Origin of the sequence: Vibrio tapetis subsp. tapetis (genome assembly GCF_900233005.1) — a bacterium.
GTDB lineage: Bacteria > Pseudomonadota > Gammaproteobacteria > Enterobacterales > Vibrionaceae > Vibrio > Vibrio tapetis.
Window position 1 is genome coordinate 2,955,540 of record NZ_LT960611.1, and the last position, 15,650, is coordinate 2,971,189.

Below are 15,650 nucleotides of genomic sequence, written 5' to 3' on the forward strand. Positions count from 1 at the left end.
AAAACCACTTAAAGATCTTTATTTTCACTCTTTAGTACTAAGCAAAATAGAAAAAAATCAATATTAAACAGTGCCTTACATTGGAAATAGCCAGTTATTCGACCTTAGACCTACCCAAAAGATCCTCAGAAACCTCAGGATTAATCGACATAAAAACAACTTATCAACCAAGTTACCCACAACTCAATATTTGTGGATAAGTCTGTGAGTTTATTTTCAGGCAGAGGCTAACGAGCCTTGTATCATCAGGGATGAAGGCTTGGAAAACTAACTGATGACTCAGTGGCAATAGAATTTGTTTTATAAAAACAAAAAATCACCCATAGGGTGTGTCATTGAATTATTTTGGGGTAATGCTTCACAGCATTGAAAGAGCGGTTGCTTGATCACTCGCGTGTGCGTTTAATCTGGGTGCGGCCTAAGGAGAAGCCATTTTGCTTAACTCCGTATCCGGATGCATCGTTTAAGACAATGAAACTGAACCATTTTCTTCTTCAGTGCTAAGCACGAGAGAGAATTTGGAGCGATACATCGGGTTCGAACCGATGACCTCAACCTTGGCAAGGTTGCGCTCTACCAACTGAGCTAGTATCGCATAAGTTAATCGCGGCTATTCTATTGCCTTGGCAATGAACTGGCGCTTAACTGTAATGTGGTTGCGGGAGCCGGATTTGAACCGACGACCTTCGGGTTATGAGCCCGACGAGCTACCAAACTGCTCCATCCCGCGTCCGGATGCATTGTTTAAGACAATGAGACTTTGCCATTTTCTTCTTCAGTGCTAAGCACGAGAGAGAATTTGGAGCGATACATCGGGTTCGAACCGATGACCTCAACCTTGGCAAGGTTGCGCTCTACCAACTGAGCTAGTATCGCATTTCATCTTAATTTTCGTTAAGAACTGAAAGGCTTTCTGCCGTTCAGGGCTGCGAATTATAAGAGCATTTTTTTGTGATGCAAGTCCTTATCTCAAAAAAATGCGTTTTATTTAATTTTTGCTGTATTTTTAGCCAGTTTGGTCAAAGGCTTAGCATAATGACCTACTTACTAAATACTAAAAACACTTTTTCGGTAAAATTGAAGCTCGGCGATCGACTCTCGTATATCATCAAGAGCAAGATGAGTTCCTGCTTTAGAGAATTTGGTCAGCTCCTCTGGCTTCCAGCGACGCACCAATTCCTTAATAGTACTGACATCAATACAGCGGTAATGGAAATACTGATCAAGCTCAGGCATGTGCTTTACAAGAAAACGGCGATCTTGCCCTACACTATTACCACAGATAGGCGACTTTTCTTTCGGAACCCATTTTTCAAGGAACGCAATAGTTTCCGCAATGGCTTGCTGCTCTGTAATTTGACTTTCTCGAACACGTTCAACCAAACCACTTCCTGTATGGGTAGTGGTGCACCACTCATCCATTTTATCCAATTCTTGTTCAGGTTGATGAACTGCGAGTACTGGGCCTTCAGCGAGAATGTTTAATTCGCTATCAGTAACAATCGTAGCGATTTCAATGATCTTGTGGGTTTCAGGGTTAAGCCCTGTCATCTCCAAATCGATCCAAATTAAGTTTTGATCGCTGAATGACATAGATGAGTGCCTATTTTGTTGCTAAAAGAGGTATCATACTCCGCAAATTACGAATTCCAACCTTAGAAGTTGAATATACGTGGCAAAGAAGAAAAAGCTGACCAAAGGTCAAGTACGACGCGTACGCAGTAATCAAAATAAGCGCCTCAAGAAAGAAGATACCATTCAGTGGGATGAATCCATGCTGGGTGGCGCAAAAAAAGGCTTAGTCATTACTCGATTCGGCCAACATGCGGATATCGAAGATCTTGAGAGTGGTGAAGTACACCGTTGCAACCTGCGCCGCAGCATAGAAAACCTCGTCTCCGGCGATAGAGTTCTTTGGCGTTGTGGCCTTGAATCCATGGCAGGTATTTCTGGCGTTGTTGAAGCGGTTGAACCACGTACCTCCATGATCACAAGACCAGACTACTACGACGGTGTAAAGCTGGTTGCGGCAAACATTGATCAGATGGTTATTGTCTCTTCTGTCCTGCCTGAGTTATCTCTCAACATCATTGATCGATACTTAGTGGCAGCAGAGACTTTAAAAGTGGCACCCTTTATTGTTCTCAACAAAATGGACCTTCTTAAGCCAGAAGAAATCGCTCAGTACAAGGCGTGGTTAGCGGCTTACGAGAAAATTGGCTATAAAGTATTGTTTGTCAGTAAAGAAACAGGCGAAGGCATTGAAGCTCTGGAACTGGAACTTAGAGACAGAATTAATATCTTTGTTGGACAATCTGGAGTAGGAAAATCCAGCTTAGTTAATGCCCTACTTCCTGATGTTGATATTGAAGAAGGCGCCGTTTCAGAAAACTCAGGCCTAGGTCAACATACCACTACTGCAGCACGACTTTATCACTTCCCTAACGGCGGTGATCTCATTGACTCCCCTGGAGTACGTGAATTTGGCTTGTGGCATTTAGAGGCCGATGAAGTCACGGAAGCCTTTATAGAGTTCCGTCCTTACCTTGGTGGCTGTAAATTCCGCGACTGTACACATAATGATGATCCCGGATGTCTTTTGCGTGCCGCCGTTGAAAAAGGTGATATTGCAAAAGTTCGGTTTGATAACTATCACCGCATCATTGAAAGCATGTCTGAGAATAAAGCGAATCGTCAGTTTTCGAAAAATAAGAAAGGCGAACTCTAGTACATTCACCTAAAGCGCGGTCAAATCTACGCCTTTGATGCAAAGAAGCTGACAAGGCGTATCAGATTGAGTAGTATCTCGCGCCAAATTATTGAACAAGTTGGAATCAAACGTGTTAGATAAAATTAAAGTAGGCCTACAATATTGCCTACCACAGCATGGATTAACTCGACTGGTTGGTAAATTTGCCAGTTCAAAAGCGGGCAGCCTCACAACCGCTGTTATTCGTTTATTTGTAAAACAATACAAGGTGAACATGGATGAAGCTTTGCACTCTGATCCTGCTCACTTTAAAACGTTTAATGAATTCTTTGTACGTGAATTAAAACCAGGTATGAGACCAGTGGTTGAAGATAAGTCAATCATTGCACATCCAGCTGATGCTTGTGTTAGTCAATTCGGTCCGATTACTGATGGCCAGCTCATTCAAGCAAAAGGTCATACTTACTCGGCACAAGAGCTACTCGGCGGCGACGCTACGTTAGCGCAAGAATTCGCTGATGGCGAATTTGCTACCTTATACTTGTCGCCACGCGATTATCACCGTGTTCACATGCCTTGTGACGGCGTGCTTCGTCAGATGATTTACGTACCAGGAGACCTCTTCTCGGTTAATCCGCTCACGGCCGAAAACGTGCCTAATCTATTTGCTCGTAACGAACGCGTTGTATGTATCTTTGATACCGAGTTTGGCCCTATGGCACAAGTATTGGTTGGTGCCACTATCGTCGGTAGCATTGAGCTGACATGGGCAGGAACCGTCACACCTCCTCGTGGTAACACCGTTTATACATGGGATTACCCTGCCGAGGGAAATAAGTCTGTTCACTTTAACAAAGGTGACGAAATGGGTCGCTTTAAGCTTGGCTCTACGGTGATTAACCTATTCGCTAAAGATGCAATTGAATTCGACCAAACGATGCAAAACAATGTTCCAACGTTGTTAGGCACGGCTTACGCGCATATCAAATCCGAAAGCTAAATGAATCAGGAGGTTGACGTCAATCGACCTCCTTTCTCAACACCCGCTCTGTTCTTTCTCTTTATTGATAAAAAACAAAAATCCCCCCATTAAGCTTTTCTTTTTTATCAAAGTCTCGCCCAGATCTAAGTAACAATCTTGACCCTCATTTATCCTCATTGCTATTGACTTAAACTAGGAAGGTTTTTACGTCTATGGTAATAAAAAATCCTGCGATTTTGATCAAACTCTTCATCTGCTTTGCCATTCCCACTGCGGTTTTGTTGATGCCCATAGATTTGATCCCTCTTGATGATTTAACCCTCATCCAACATAGACTTTTAGCTATTTTTTTACTTGCAGCCCTACTATGGGTACTCGAACCTGTTCCTGTTTTTGCCACATCAATCTTAATCATCGCGTTAGAGTTAGTTATGATATCCAATAAGGGGCTGCATTTATTTCGCACGCCTCCTGAAGGGCATGACCTTGGCGAGCTGATCAATTACACCGATATATTCAGCGCATTCTCTTCTCCGATCATCATTCTATTTATGGGGGGCTTTGCTCTAGCCATCGCGGCATCCAAATACGAACTGGATAACAACTTGGCTCGTGTTTTACTCAAACCATTTGGTACGCAGCCAAAGTTCATCATGCTTGGGTTAATGCTGATCACCGCAGTTTTTTCTATGTTTATGTCAAACACCGCCACTACCGTCATGATGCTCGCGTTACTCGGACCTATTGTTGCTTCAGCACCTAAAGGAGACTTGGGGGTGAAAGCATTGGTGCTATGTATTCCTATTGCTGCCAATACCGGTGGTATAGCAACGCCAATTGGCACGCCACCCAATGCTATCGCACTACAATATTTAACCGGAGAAAACAGCATCGACTTTCTCAGTTGGATGATGATGGGGCTGCCCTTTGTCATGATTCAATTGACCATCGCTTGGTTTCTTCTTCAACGGCTGTTTCCTTCATCTGAAAAAGAGATGGTGCTAAAACTTAATGGCCAGTTTAGAAAGAGCTGGCGAGCAATTACCGTTTACATTACGTTTGCCGCTACCATACTCTTATGGATGACCACCAGCCTCCATGGCATGAACACCTATGTGGTTTCAATTATTCCTCTCGCCGTATTTACCCTAACGGGAATTATGGGAAAAGAAGAGCTAAAGCAAATTAACTGGGACGTACTGTGGTTGGTTGCTGGGGGGATTGCTATTGGTATTGGGTTAGATAAAACAGGGCTAGCAGAGGCGCTGGCACATTCAATCGATTATGAGTCATTAACTCCTTACGCCGTCGTGATTACCTTATCGATTGTATGTTGGTTGATGGCTAACTTTATGTCCAATACCGCAACCGCCAACTTACTCATGCCCATCGCTGCCGCTATCGGGACATCCATGCCAAGTTTGGTCGCTATAGGTGGACTGCAAGGCTTGCTCGTGGTCGTCGCATTTTCCGCCTCCCTTGGTATGATCTTACCTGTTTCTACGCCACCAAACTCATTAGCGTATTCAACCGGTTTAATCGAAAGTAAAGATATGGCTAAGATTGGCTTGATTATGGGAGTCTTGGGGTTGCTTATGGTTTACGCCGCCATGCTTATTCTTACCTAAACTCTCCCAACACGGAATGATGCTCTTATAACAAGAAGCTCTGTGCTCGTAACAAAAGTTTTGGTCTTGTAGCAAAGAGCTTCAAACGCATTAGTCCTCTTATCTAGGGGACTTTTCGTGTCATGCCTTTCTATTCAACCGCATCAAACAGTGGTTGATTGCAAATTATTAGTGCATAGTCAGGTCATCTATCATCCTATTTTTCATATTATGACTTATGAATGGCTCGCCCTTGCTGCCGCATTTTTATGGGCAATTTCCAGTTTAATATCAGTAACACCAGCAAGGCATCTTGGTTCATTCGCGTACAGTCGCTGGAGGATGGGGTGTACTGCAAGTATGCTGATTGTTATGGCTCTTGTGACTGGAGGCTGGAGCAGTGTGGAATCCGTCCATATATTTCCGATGGCTCTATCTGGGCTGATTGGTATTTTTATTGGCGATACTGCGCTATTTGCCTGTATGAATCGAATGGGTCCGAGACAGGCTGGCCTGCTCTTTTCATGCCATGCCGTCTTTTCCGCTTTACTGGGCTATTTTCTTTTTAGCGAAACGCTAACCAGCAGTGAATATATTGGCTCAGTCTTGGTTTTCTCAGGCGTCGTTTCCGCTATTTTCTTCGGACGAAAAAGCCAAAAGCAACATGATTGGGAAGCGGTAAAAGGCCGAGCTTGGATTGGGGTATCCCTAGGACTACTTGCTGCTTTTTGCCAAGCAATGGGAGGCATCATCGCAAAGCCTGTCATGCTCACCGAAATTGATCCAATTGCGGCTTCAGCGTTAAGGATGATCACCGCTTTTTTAGCACACAGTTTATTTCGTATGACGGGGGCAAAATTAGCCCGACCTATTCAACCAATAAGTTTAAAAATACTTGCCATTTGTGCCGTCAACGGCTTTTTAGCAATGGCCGTCGGTATGACTCTGATCCTCTACGCCTTAAAAGACGGTAACGTTGGTATGGTCGCGCTACTTTCTTCCACTACACCAATCATGTTACTGCCTCTTTTATGGCTGTATACGAAACAAAGACCCAACCGCTACGCGTGGTTAGGCGCAGCTGTCGCCGTTGTCGGTACAGGCATTATTGTCGGCTAACAACCAAATAAGTCACAATGTTGTTCAGGCGATAGGGAATGGAAAAGCCGTTACCTCATCGATATGCTCACAGTCCAACGCAAGCATAATCAAGCGGTCGACCCCAAGAGCAACGCCAGCGCAGGCTGGTAAACCATGCTCTAAAGCGGCAATTAAATTGTGATCAATGGGTTGAGGCTGTAGCCCCGTGCTTATGCGTTTTCTGTTGTCTTGTTCAAAACGCGCTAGCTGTTCAGCAGGATTATCTAACTCATGGAAGCCGTTAGCTAGCTCGATGCCTTTATAATAAACTTCAAATCTATCCGCCACCCTAGGATCAGACTGGTTCACTTTCGCCAATGCCGCCTGCGAAGCCGGAAAGTCATAAACAAATACAGGGGCATTTTGGCCAATAACACCTTCAACGCCAACACTGAAAAGTAACTGCAATAGTGTATCTTTATCTTGCTCGTTATGGGCAATATCGCTCAAGCCTAACTGAGCAGCAGAGGCTCTGAGGTCATCCATGCTTGCCTCTAACGGACACACACCTAACACCGACAAAAATGCTTGCTGATAAGTCATTCTATTCGCAGAATCGCACTTTAAAATCAACGGTAACAAGTCATCCATTTCGTCCATTAGCTGATGATGGTCGAAACCCATTCGATACCATTCCAACATCGTAAATTCTGGGTTGTGATAGCGACCATCCTCTTCATTACGAAACGCTTTATTAATTTGATAAATACAGCCACTACCCGCAGCAAGCAGCCGCTTCATATGGAATTCTGGACTGGTCATTAAATACAAGGACGCTCCTTGTGAATACCCAGGACCAACAAAATTCGTTTGAAACGTATGCATGTGCACATCAGTAACCGTTGCGTGACTCATGGCTGGCGTATCGACTTCTAAGACACGTCGTTGAGCAAAAAACTGCCTAATTTGAGACAAAATATCGCCTCTTTTTTTCAGCATCGAAATCGAAGCCGACGGCTGCCAAGTAGCTAAGGTCATAAATGACTCCAATGGGAAAAAACTGACAATTTTACCCTGTTAATCGCACTATTCCAAAGTGGTTAGTGACTTTCCTCACACAAAACCAAAATAATATGCTCAAACTTGCATTACCGGAGCAAAAACCTAAGTACATCAATTTTTTCCCAGTGCCCGTCTTTTAATATACGCCAAGGAACTCAAAATCAATTATTACAATCCCAGGCATGACATTGGTAGCTTGCGCATTATCGAAAGATAGTACGCCTAGCCGCTTTTTTATTGCCAATACACACTGGAGGATAACTGTGAAAACAATAACCACAGATATCGCAGTCATCGGCGCAGGCGGCGCCGGTCTTCGTACTGCCATTGCCGCGGCTGAGGCCAACCCTGAACTCGAAATTGCACTTATTTCTAAAGTGTATCCAATGCGATCTCACACTGTCGCAGCGGAAGGAGGCTCAGCAGCTGTAATCAAGGAAGAAGACAGCCTAGATAACCACTTCAACGATACTGTTGGCGGTGGGGACTGGCTATGTGAACAGGACGTTGTAGAATATTTTGTTAAAAGCGCGACTCGCGAAATGGTCCAAATGGAGCAATGGGGCTGCCCATGGAGTCGCAAAGAAAATGGTGAAGTCAACGTACGTCGTTTTGGTGGCATGAAAGTAGAGCGCACTTGGTTCGCTGCTGACAAAACAGGCTTCCACATGCTTCACACCCTGTTCCAAACTTCGATGAAATACGATCAAATCAATCGATTCGATGAGTATTTTGTGGTCGATCTTCTCGTTGAAGACGGTGAAGTTCAAGGTTTAATCGCCATTCATATGTCTGAAGGTGAACTCGTTACCATCAAAGCGAAATCTGTTGTACTTGCAACGGGTGGTGCTGGTCGCGTTTACCACTGCAATACCAATGGCGGTATCGTAACTGGCGACGGAATGGCAATGGCTTATCGCCACGGCGTTCCTCTTCGTGACATGGAATTCGTTCAATACCATCCTACGGGCCTTCCAGGCACGGGCATTTTGATGACTGAAGGTTGTCGTGGTGAGGGCGGTATCATCGTCAACAAAAACGGCTACCGTTATCTACAAGATTACGGCATGGGGCCAGAAACCCCTGTTGGCGAACCAAAAAACAAATACATGGAACTGGGTCCTCGTGACAAAGTTTCTCAGGCATTCTGGCATGAGCAGCAAAAAGGCAACACCATTAAGCACCCTCTGGGTGATGTGGTGCACCTTGATCTTCGCCACCTCGGTGAAGAGTACCTGCAAGAACGTTTACCATTCATCTGTGAGCTTTCAAAAGCTTACGTGAATGTAGATCCTGCTAAAGAACCAATCCCAATTCGCCCAACGGTTCACTACACCATGGGTGGCATTGAAACAGACGGCCAATGTGAAACTCGAATCAAAGGTCTATTCGCTGTGGGTGAGTGTGCTTCTGTTGGCCTGCATGGTGCAAACCGCTTAGGTTCAAACTCATTGGCTGAATTTGTCGTATTCGGTCGTGTTGCCGGTGAAAACGCAGTTAAGCGCGCTGCTGAGTTCAAAGGCTGGAATGACGAGTCAATCGCTAAACAAATAACAGCGGTTGAAGCACGAATTCAAGCACTCTTAGATCAAGACGGAAATGAAAACTGGGCGGATATCCGCACTGAAATGGGTCACACAATGGAAGCTGGTTGTGGTATCTACCGTCAAGAAGATCTGATGCAAGCAACCATTGATAAGTTGACTGAACTTAAAGCTCGCTACAAAAACATTGGCATCAAAGACAAAGGAAAAGTGTTTAACACCGATCTTCTGTATGCCATTGAAGTCGGTTACGGACTTGAAGTCGCTGAAGCCATGGCTCACTCGGCTATTTTAAGAACAGAATCTCGTGGTGCTCATCAACGTCTAGACGATGGCTGCACTGAACGTGATGATGAGAACTTCTTGAAGCACTCATTGGCTTTCTTCAAAGAAGACGCGGCGCCGTCTATCGATTATAGCAATGTGAAAATCACCAAGTCTCAACCTAAAGCTCGTCTATATGGTGAAGCGGCAGAAAAAGCAGCCGCGGCTGAAGCGGCAGCTCAAAAACAACTTGATGAAGAAAAACCAGCAGAGGAGAAGGCATAATATGACGACGACAACTCGTATTCAAAAAGTCGAAATCCTACGCTACGATCCAGCAAAAGACAGCGAACCACATCTGCAGTCGTTTGATGTGCCTTTCGATGACACTATGTCGGTACTTGATGCCATTGGTTACATCAAAGACAACCTGGATAAAGACCTCTCTTACCGCTGGTCTTGTCGTATGGCGATTTGTGGCTCTTGCGGCATCATGGTTAACAACGTTCCTAAACTGGCATGTAAATGCTTTCTGCGTGACTACCCTGATGGATTGAGAATTGAGCCACTGGCTAACTTCCCGATTGAAAAAGACTTAATCGTGGATATGACGCCATTTATCGAACGTCTAGAAGCCATCAAGCCTTATATCATTGGTAATGACCGTAAACCTGAAGATGGTGCTAACCTGCAAACGCCTGAGCAAATGGCAAAATACAAGCAGTTCGCTGGATGTATTAACTGTGGTTTATGTTACGCAGCGTGTCCGCAATTTGGTTTAAACCCAGAGTTTATTGGCCCTGCAGCATTAACACTTGCTCACCGTTACAACCTAGATAGTCGTGATAACGGCAAAGATGAGCGTATGAAGCTTATCAATGGAGACAATGGCGCATGGGGTTGTACTTTCGTGGGTTACTGTTCTGAGGTTTGCCCTAAAAACGTCGATCCTGCAGCAGCGGTAAACCAAGGCAAAGTTGAATCTTCAATGGACTTCGTCATTGCCATGTTGAAACCGGATGGTTCACCAAAGAAAGCGGAGGCCTAGAAGGATGAGCAATCGTAAACCTTATGTTCGTGAAATGAAGCGCACATGGTGGAAAGACAGCCCGTTTTATCGTTTCTATATGATGCGTGAAGCAACCATTCTACCGTTAATCTTGTTTACTCTGTTCCTAACCGTTGGTTTGGGCAGCCTAGTGAAGGGGCCTGAAGCGTGGCAAGCATGGCTTGGCTTTATGGCTAACCCTATTGTTGTCGCGATCAATATCGTTGCACTTGCAGGTAGCCTACTGCATGCCCAGACTTTCTTTAGCATGATGCCTCAAGTGATGCCAATTCGCTTGAAAGGTAAGTTGATTGATAAAAAAATCATCGTGTTGAGTCAGTGGGCAGCGGTCGCTGCGATTTCACTTATCGTACTTGTCGTGGTTTAAGGAGGCCAATGTAATGACTCACTCTACAGTCAATAAAACCCCTAAACGTTCAGATGAACCCGTATGGTGGACGCTATTTGGCGCTGGCGGTACTTGGTTTGCAATGATCAGTCCGATCACTATTCTTGTGCTTGGTATCTTGGTACCAATGGGGGTTATTTCTCCTGAAGCAATGAGCTATGATCGCGTTGCAGATTTTGCAACCAGCTTCATCGGAGCCTTGTTTGTTATCGGTACTCTTGCTTTACCAATGTGGCACGCAATGCACCGCTTACATCACGGCATGCACGATCTGAAAATCCATGCTGGCGTGGTTGGCAAGATTTTTTGCTACGGTTTTGCATCGATCATTTCAGCAATAGCTATCGTTTTTGTCTTTATGATTTAAGATGTTATAGCTGACAATATTAAAGGCTGATGGTACTCCTATCAGCCTTTTTTTATTCTACTTACTCGTATTTATTCTGGGCATTCAAATTCACCAACCCATTTCCATCTTTTCCAGCCAGACTTCAACACTTCTTGCGATGGGTTTACATTTCTAGACCAGGCCGTGGCTTTGTAGACATGCCCCATGTAAACCACACTATCTTTACCTGAGTGATACTGCTCTAGCTTACTCCACGAAGAAGGGCCTCCAACATAAAGATCAATCAACTCCCAAGCCTCTGTTTGACCGGGCTCTTTGTTCACCCAATGACGAGCTTTGTAGAGGCGACCATTGTGAGAAACTTCTGCACCACCGGTATAGCTTCGCTTTTTCCAAGCTTGGTATTGGTTGATGTCAATCGTAGGAGAACTCTCACACACTAAGCTGCTCTTCGACTCAAAATACACCCAACCCGCTTCCCCACACGCCCATAACTTGCCTGATTCTGCGTCAAAAAAAGACTTACCTTGGTCTACATCAAATTGGCACAGTCCGGCATCGGGCTTTCCTTTAGACAAAGAAAAATTATGGCCATCGACCTCTGAAGCCAATGACATGCTCGAATAACCGAATGCTGTCGTGAGTAAAGCGACAAAAAGTGTTTGTTTCATTTTGATATCCTTACGAAAATGAATTTGTGATATTAGTTCCACAACCGAAAGGATAATACGTCTTATTACTAACAAGTCTATAAGTGAAGGCTAATTTTATAAAACATAAACGCCAGACATAAAAAAAGTCGCAATCATGCGACTTTTTTCATTAGGTGTAAGTAAAATTACTTCACTCGACCTACGTATTCTGCACTGCGCGTATCAACTTTGATCACTTCGCCGATAGCAATAAACAGAGGAACACGAACAACAGCGCCTGTTGAAAGTGTTGCTGGTTTACCACCCGTGCCTTGAGTATCACCTTTCAGGCCAGGATCTGTCTCTGTTACTTCCAATTCAACAAAGTTTGGCGGTGTTACAGTGATTGGGTTGTTATTCCACAACGTGATCATGCACGTGTTGTTTTCAACTAACCATTTAGCGTTATCGCCCACTGCTTTCACATCCGCTGCAATTTGTTCGAATGTTTCGCTGTTCATAAAGTGGTAGAATTCGCCGTCTGAGTACAAGTAATCAAGATCGATATCCATTACGTCAGCGACTTCTACAGTTTCGCCAGACTTAAATGTTTTCTCTAACACTTTACCAGACAATAGTTTACGAATTCGTACACGGTTGAACGCTTGACCTTTACCCGGTTTCACAAACTCGTTTTCGAGAATGACACACGGCTCACTGTCGAGCATAAATTTTAAACCGCCTTTGAATTCATTGGTGCTAACTGTAGCCATTATTTCCTCTTTACCATGTTAGAGTTAAATTCTATGCCGCATATAATAACCCGAATCGAGCCATCTGTTGAGCAAAACTGGCTCAAACAACTGGCGAATGCGATCTCAGATCCGTCTGAGCTCCTCTCTTTACTGGAAATCGATCCGATCCCGTGGCAAAAAGGCTTCGCTGCGCGTGAGCTTTTTCCTATGCGCGTACCGATGAGCTTCGTCGATAGAATGGAAAAAGGCAATCCAAACGATCCTTTGCTAAAACAAGTTTTACCCTTATTCGAAGAATATGAGCAAACACCGGGTTACTCTGCTGATCCTCTTGATGAACAAAACAATCAACAACCGGGTTTACTTCATAAATACAAGAACCGAGTATTGCTCATTGTGAAAGGCGGCTGTGCCATCAATTGTCGCTATTGCTTCAGACGTCATTTTCCCTACGCGGATAACAAAGGCTCCAAATCTGTTTGGCTAAACAGCCTCGAGTATATAAAGCAGCATACTGAGCTCAATGAAGTCATCTTATCTGGCGGCGATCCACTCATGGCTAAGGACAATGAACTTGAATGGCTCATTAACAATATCGCTGATATCAAGCACATCAAAACGTTGCGGATTCATACACGCCTTCCCGTTGTTATTCCGGCAAGGATCACCAACGAATTATGCCAGATACTGACAAATACTCGGCTTAATATTGTTTTTGTCACTCATATTAATCACGGCAACGAAATTGATAACGAGCTGACAGTTGCATTAAACAGATTAAAGTCATCAGGCTGTACCTTACTCAATCAGGCTGTCTTGTTGAAAGGAATTAATGACTCAGCAGAAGACCAAATAATGTTAAGCGAGACGCTATTTTCTGCAGGCGTATTGCCTTACTACCTATACGTATTGGATAAAGTACAGGGCGCAGCCCATTATTTTGTTTCTGATGCCAGAGCGAAAGAAATTATGGCAGATGTGATCACTCAGGTTTCAGGTTACCTAGTTCCGAGGCTAACGAGGGAGATCGGTGGGAGAGCCAGTAAAACCCCTATCAATCTTGATTTAGAATAATGCTCTAGGAAGAATAAAGATAAACCGAGCACCAAGGTTGGGTTCCGAGTAACACTCAACGCGGCCTTTAAGTAATGTCACAACGGTATTATAAATAATATTGGTGCCAAGACCTGAACCACCTTGGCCCCTTTTCGTCGTCACAAATGGTTCAAATATCCTGTCAATAATCGAAGGAGCGATGCCTTTTCCGGTATCGAAGTACTCAATTTTAATCTGTCTCTCGTCAACTCTTACTTTGATGACGATTTTTCTCTCTCCGTCCCACTCGTCAAAGCCATGTCGAAGACTATTCGTAATTAGATTTGTTAAAATCTGGATATAGCTACTTGAATAGCTCTCTAACTCAATTGAACCTGAACAATCTACCTCAACAGAAGCTCTTAAAATTCTGATCTCATGCGAAAGAGAGGTCAGCAGGCTATCTATTATTTCTTTTAAATTGAACATCTGCATTTTCTGGTCGCTTTGCTCCACCGCGACTTGTTTAAAGCTTGATATCAGACTTTCAGCCCTGATCAAATTAGCATCCAATATGCTAGCGGACTCTTTTAGTGCATTGATGGTTTTAAGAAACTGAGTTTTAGTTAAAGAGCCAGATTCGAACCCAGCTTGGAGAGATTTGATGTTTTCTTCTAAATAGCTTGTTGCTGTAATACTTATTCCTAGAGGTGTATTCACCTCATGGGCAATACCCGCCACAAGATTACCTAATGATGCCATTTTTTCAGACTCAACTAACGAGCTTTGTGCATGTTTTAGCGTATCCAGTGTCTCTAAAAGCCCAAAGTTGGCTTGCTCTAAACGTTGAGTTCTTTCTTTAACAACATCTTCCAAGTGACTATTAAATTCTTGTAAATCCAGCTCCGCTTTCTTGAGTTTGCTTATATCAACACCAGACATCAAAATGCCAATTTGAGCGCCACTGGCATTAAACCTCGGTTGATATTGAATATTTAAAAAGCTCTCTGGTGTCGTCGGCAGCGCAATCTCAAAGCTTATCGACTCCCCACATAGCGCCCGCTCTAGTAATGGGGCAATACTTAAGTAAATTTGTTCAGGCAGTACTTGTGCCGCAGTTCGATTATGCACCTCTTCATTGCTTAGCCTAATAAAATCAAGATATTGCTGACTTACAAATAGATATTTTAAGTTATTATCCAGCACTGCCAGCATAATGGGCACACTATGAAATATTCCTTCAAGAACTGGGAGGCTGGTTAAATCTTCGCTTTGCTGAGTCATAAGGCATTTCTTCGGGAAAATATCTTATTAAGCGTAGTTGATAAACAGTGGCTGTACAAAATCACCGCCGTCTAAAAATCAATCGAAGATCTTTTCAGCTTTCGTATCTTTAAATGCTAGATGTAAAAAAGCCCTTAGTTTAGACCAAGGGCTTTCGTATTTCGATTACTTCGTCATTATTTTGCAAAGTTAACAATAGGGAAACAAGGAAGGAAACCATTGTCTGCACAGTTGATCAGGCCAATCTGTACACCGTCGATTTCTTTTGTTTTATTAAAGAAGCCGAATTGGAAGTTTGATTTTTGAGACAAGCTCACAAGGCCAACATCAGCCATAGTGTAACCTTCAGAGTAGTTTACCGTGCTTAAGTTAACGCCTTGAACGTCATTAGTTACGTTAACAGCGCCCAAGTTTAAACCTTTTGCATGACCCGTGTTCCAGTTGAACAGACCTAGCGAAACACCTTTCATTTCTTGGTTTACTTTCGATGCACCAAAAAACATACCAAAGTTAACACCCGTCATTTTGTCTGTTTCAGACATACCCAACACAGAGACATCCACACCTTTCACTTCACTTACTTTACCGTGAATAACAGACAGGCGAACACCACCAACTGCATCGTTGCTAGGTGCATTGTAACCGTCAAGCGTAGAGAACATCGCGCCAGAGCTATCAGCCATTGCAAAAGGAGATACTGCCGCCATTGCTAACGCTAACGCTGAGATTGATTTTTTCATTTTGGTGCCTTATTTTATTATATCGAACAGGATTCGATGAAATATATGCGATTGCGGTCACATCATCAACCTATAAGTTGCACTTATTCAATAATGGCAAACTAAACGTCAATTTGATAACTTCAACACTATTTTTGTCTGTAACCATA

General features: G+C 43.7%; 15 protein-coding genes and 3 tRNA genes. 9 read left to right on the forward strand and 9 right to left on the reverse strand.

The features are described from left to right. Positions 1-519: 519 nt before the first annotated feature. From VTAP4600_RS13200 to orn, 4 genes are all read right to left on the reverse strand, one after another. A tRNA-Gly gene (locus VTAP4600_RS13200) sits at positions 520-595 on the reverse strand. A gap of 58 nt (positions 596-653) precedes the next feature. Next, a tRNA-Met gene (locus VTAP4600_RS13205) sits at positions 654-730 on the reverse strand. 70 nt (positions 731-800) lie between these two features. Continuing rightward, a tRNA-Gly gene (locus tag VTAP4600_RS13210) sits at positions 801-876 on the reverse strand. A gap of 171 nt (positions 877-1,047) precedes the next feature. After that, positions 1,048-1,593: an oligoribonuclease gene (gene orn, locus VTAP4600_RS13215; protein ID WP_102523216.1), complete on the reverse strand. Its 546-nt coding sequence runs from the start codon at positions 1,591-1,593 to the stop codon at positions 1,048-1,050. 79 nt (positions 1,594-1,672) lie between these two features. On the opposite strand from orn, the gene rsgA reads away from it, so the two are divergent. From rsgA to VTAP4600_RS13235, 4 genes are all read left to right on the forward strand, one after another. Then, positions 1,673-2,728, forward strand: a complete 1,056-nt coding sequence (gene rsgA / locus VTAP4600_RS13220; protein WP_102523217.1) for a small ribosomal subunit biogenesis GTPase RsgA — start codon at positions 1,673-1,675, stop codon at positions 2,726-2,728. Positions 2,729-2,840: 112 nt separating this feature from the next. Continuing rightward, positions 2,841-3,710, forward strand: a complete 870-nt coding sequence (gene asd / locus VTAP4600_RS13225) for an archaetidylserine decarboxylase (protein WP_102523218.1) — start codon at positions 2,841-2,843, stop codon at positions 3,708-3,710. Between the two features lie 194 nt (positions 3,711-3,904). Continuing rightward, a complete protein-coding gene (locus VTAP4600_RS13230) occupies positions 3,905-5,320 on the forward strand; it encodes an SLC13 family permease (protein ID WP_102523219.1) in 1,416 nt (471 codons plus the stop codon). A 210-nt stretch (positions 5,321-5,530) separates the two neighbouring features. Further along, positions 5,531-6,418: a DMT family transporter gene (locus tag VTAP4600_RS13235; protein WP_102523989.1), complete on the forward strand. Its 888-nt coding sequence runs from the start codon at positions 5,531-5,533 to the stop codon at positions 6,416-6,418. Positions 6,419-6,442: 24 nt separating this feature from the next. Here VTAP4600_RS13235 and epmA read toward each other — a convergent pair whose 3' ends face one another. Then, positions 6,443-7,417 carry an elongation factor P--(R)-beta-lysine ligase gene (epmA, locus tag VTAP4600_RS13240; protein ID WP_102523220.1) on the reverse strand — a complete coding sequence of 325 codons (975 nt, stop codon included), beginning with the start codon at positions 7,415-7,417 and terminating at the stop codon, positions 6,443-6,445. A 287-nt stretch (positions 7,418-7,704) separates the two neighbouring features. Here epmA and frdA point away from each other — a divergent pair, with 287 nt between their 5' ends. The 4 genes from frdA to frdD are packed head-to-tail and all read left to right on the forward strand — an operon-like array spanning position 7,705 to position 11,073. Next, positions 7,705-9,534, forward strand: a complete 1,830-nt coding sequence (frdA, locus tag VTAP4600_RS13245; protein ID WP_102523990.1) for a fumarate reductase (quinol) flavoprotein subunit — start codon at positions 7,705-7,707, stop codon at positions 9,532-9,534. A 1-nt stretch (position 9,535) separates the two neighbouring features. Then, positions 9,536-10,297: a succinate dehydrogenase/fumarate reductase iron-sulfur subunit gene (locus tag VTAP4600_RS13250; protein ID WP_102523221.1), complete on the forward strand. Its 762-nt coding sequence runs from the start codon at positions 9,536-9,538 to the stop codon at positions 10,295-10,297. A gap of 4 nt (positions 10,298-10,301) precedes the next feature. Further along, the gene (gene frdC, locus VTAP4600_RS13255; RefSeq protein WP_102523222.1) at positions 10,302-10,685 is read left to right on the forward strand and encodes a fumarate reductase subunit FrdC; all 384 of its coding nucleotides are present in this window, start codon (positions 10,302-10,304) and stop codon (positions 10,683-10,685) included. A gap of 13 nt (positions 10,686-10,698) precedes the next feature. Further along, the gene (gene frdD / locus VTAP4600_RS13260; protein WP_102523223.1) at positions 10,699-11,073 is read left to right on the forward strand and encodes a fumarate reductase subunit FrdD; all 375 of its coding nucleotides are present in this window, start codon (positions 10,699-10,701) and stop codon (positions 11,071-11,073) included. Positions 11,074-11,144: 71 nt separating this feature from the next. Here frdD and VTAP4600_RS13265 read toward each other — a convergent pair whose 3' ends face one another. Further along, entirely contained in the window at positions 11,145-11,726 is a 582-nt protein-coding gene (locus tag VTAP4600_RS13265; protein WP_102523224.1) for a hypothetical protein, read from the reverse strand. A gap of 167 nt (positions 11,727-11,893) precedes the next feature. After that, positions 11,894-12,460: an elongation factor P gene (efp, locus tag VTAP4600_RS13270; RefSeq protein WP_102523225.1), complete on the reverse strand. Its 567-nt coding sequence runs from the start codon at positions 12,458-12,460 to the stop codon at positions 11,894-11,896. Positions 12,461-12,493: 33 nt separating this feature from the next. Here efp and epmB point away from each other — a divergent pair, with 33 nt between their 5' ends. Next, on the forward strand, positions 12,494-13,516 hold the full coding sequence (gene epmB / locus VTAP4600_RS13275; RefSeq protein WP_102523991.1) for an EF-P beta-lysylation protein EpmB: 1,023 nt from the start codon (positions 12,494-12,496) through the stop codon (positions 13,514-13,516). On the opposite strand, the gene VTAP4600_RS13280 is transcribed toward epmB, so the two are convergent. After that, a complete protein-coding gene (locus tag VTAP4600_RS13280; protein ID WP_102523226.1) occupies positions 13,508-14,761 on the reverse strand; it encodes a sensor histidine kinase in 1,254 nt (417 codons plus the stop codon). The genes epmB and VTAP4600_RS13280 overlap by 9 nt on opposite strands. Before the next feature lie 176 nt (positions 14,762-14,937). Beyond that, entirely contained in the window at positions 14,938-15,501 is a 564-nt protein-coding gene (locus VTAP4600_RS13285; protein ID WP_102523227.1) for a VC2662 family protein, read from the reverse strand. Between the last annotated feature and the right edge of the window lie 149 nt (positions 15,502-15,650).

What these genes read in the sequence shown, in the direction of transcription:
- orn (WP_102523216.1), bottom strand. Translation starts at nt 1,593, where the DNA reads ATGTCATTCAGCGATCAAAACTTAATTTGGATCGATTTGGAGATGACA.
- VTAP4600_RS13230 (WP_102523219.1), top strand. Translation starts at nt 3,905, where the DNA reads ATGGTAATAAAAAATCCTGCGATTTTGATCAAACTCTTCATCTGCTTT.
- VTAP4600_RS13235 (WP_102523989.1), top strand. Translation starts at nt 5,531, where the DNA reads ATGACTTATGAATGGCTCGCCCTTGCTGCCGCATTTTTATGGGCAATT.
- epmA (WP_102523220.1), bottom strand. Translation starts at nt 7,417, where the DNA reads ATGACCTTAGCTACTTGGCAGCCGTCGGCTTCGATTTCGATGCTGAAA.
- VTAP4600_RS13250 (WP_102523221.1), top strand. Translation starts at nt 9,536, where the DNA reads ATGACGACGACAACTCGTATTCAAAAAGTCGAAATCCTACGCTACGAT.
- frdC (WP_102523222.1), top strand. Translation starts at nt 10,302, where the DNA reads ATGAGCAATCGTAAACCTTATGTTCGTGAAATGAAGCGCACATGGTGG.
- frdD (WP_102523223.1), top strand. Translation starts at nt 10,699, where the DNA reads ATGACTCACTCTACAGTCAATAAAACCCCTAAACGTTCAGATGAACCC.
- VTAP4600_RS13265 (WP_102523224.1), bottom strand. Translation starts at nt 11,726, where the DNA reads ATGAAACAAACACTTTTTGTCGCTTTACTCACGACAGCATTCGGTTAT.
- efp (WP_102523225.1), bottom strand. Translation starts at nt 12,460, where the DNA reads ATGGCTACAGTTAGCACCAATGAATTCAAAGGCGGTTTAAAATTTATG.
- epmB (WP_102523991.1), top strand. Translation starts at nt 12,494, where the DNA reads ATGCCGCATATAATAACCCGAATCGAGCCATCTGTTGAGCAAAACTGG.
- VTAP4600_RS13280 (WP_102523226.1), bottom strand. Translation starts at nt 14,761, where the DNA reads ATGACTCAGCAAAGCGAAGATTTAACCAGCCTCCCAGTTCTTGAAGGA.
- VTAP4600_RS13285 (WP_102523227.1), bottom strand. Translation starts at nt 15,501, where the DNA reads ATGAAAAAATCAATCTCAGCGTTAGCGTTAGCAATGGCGGCAGTATCT.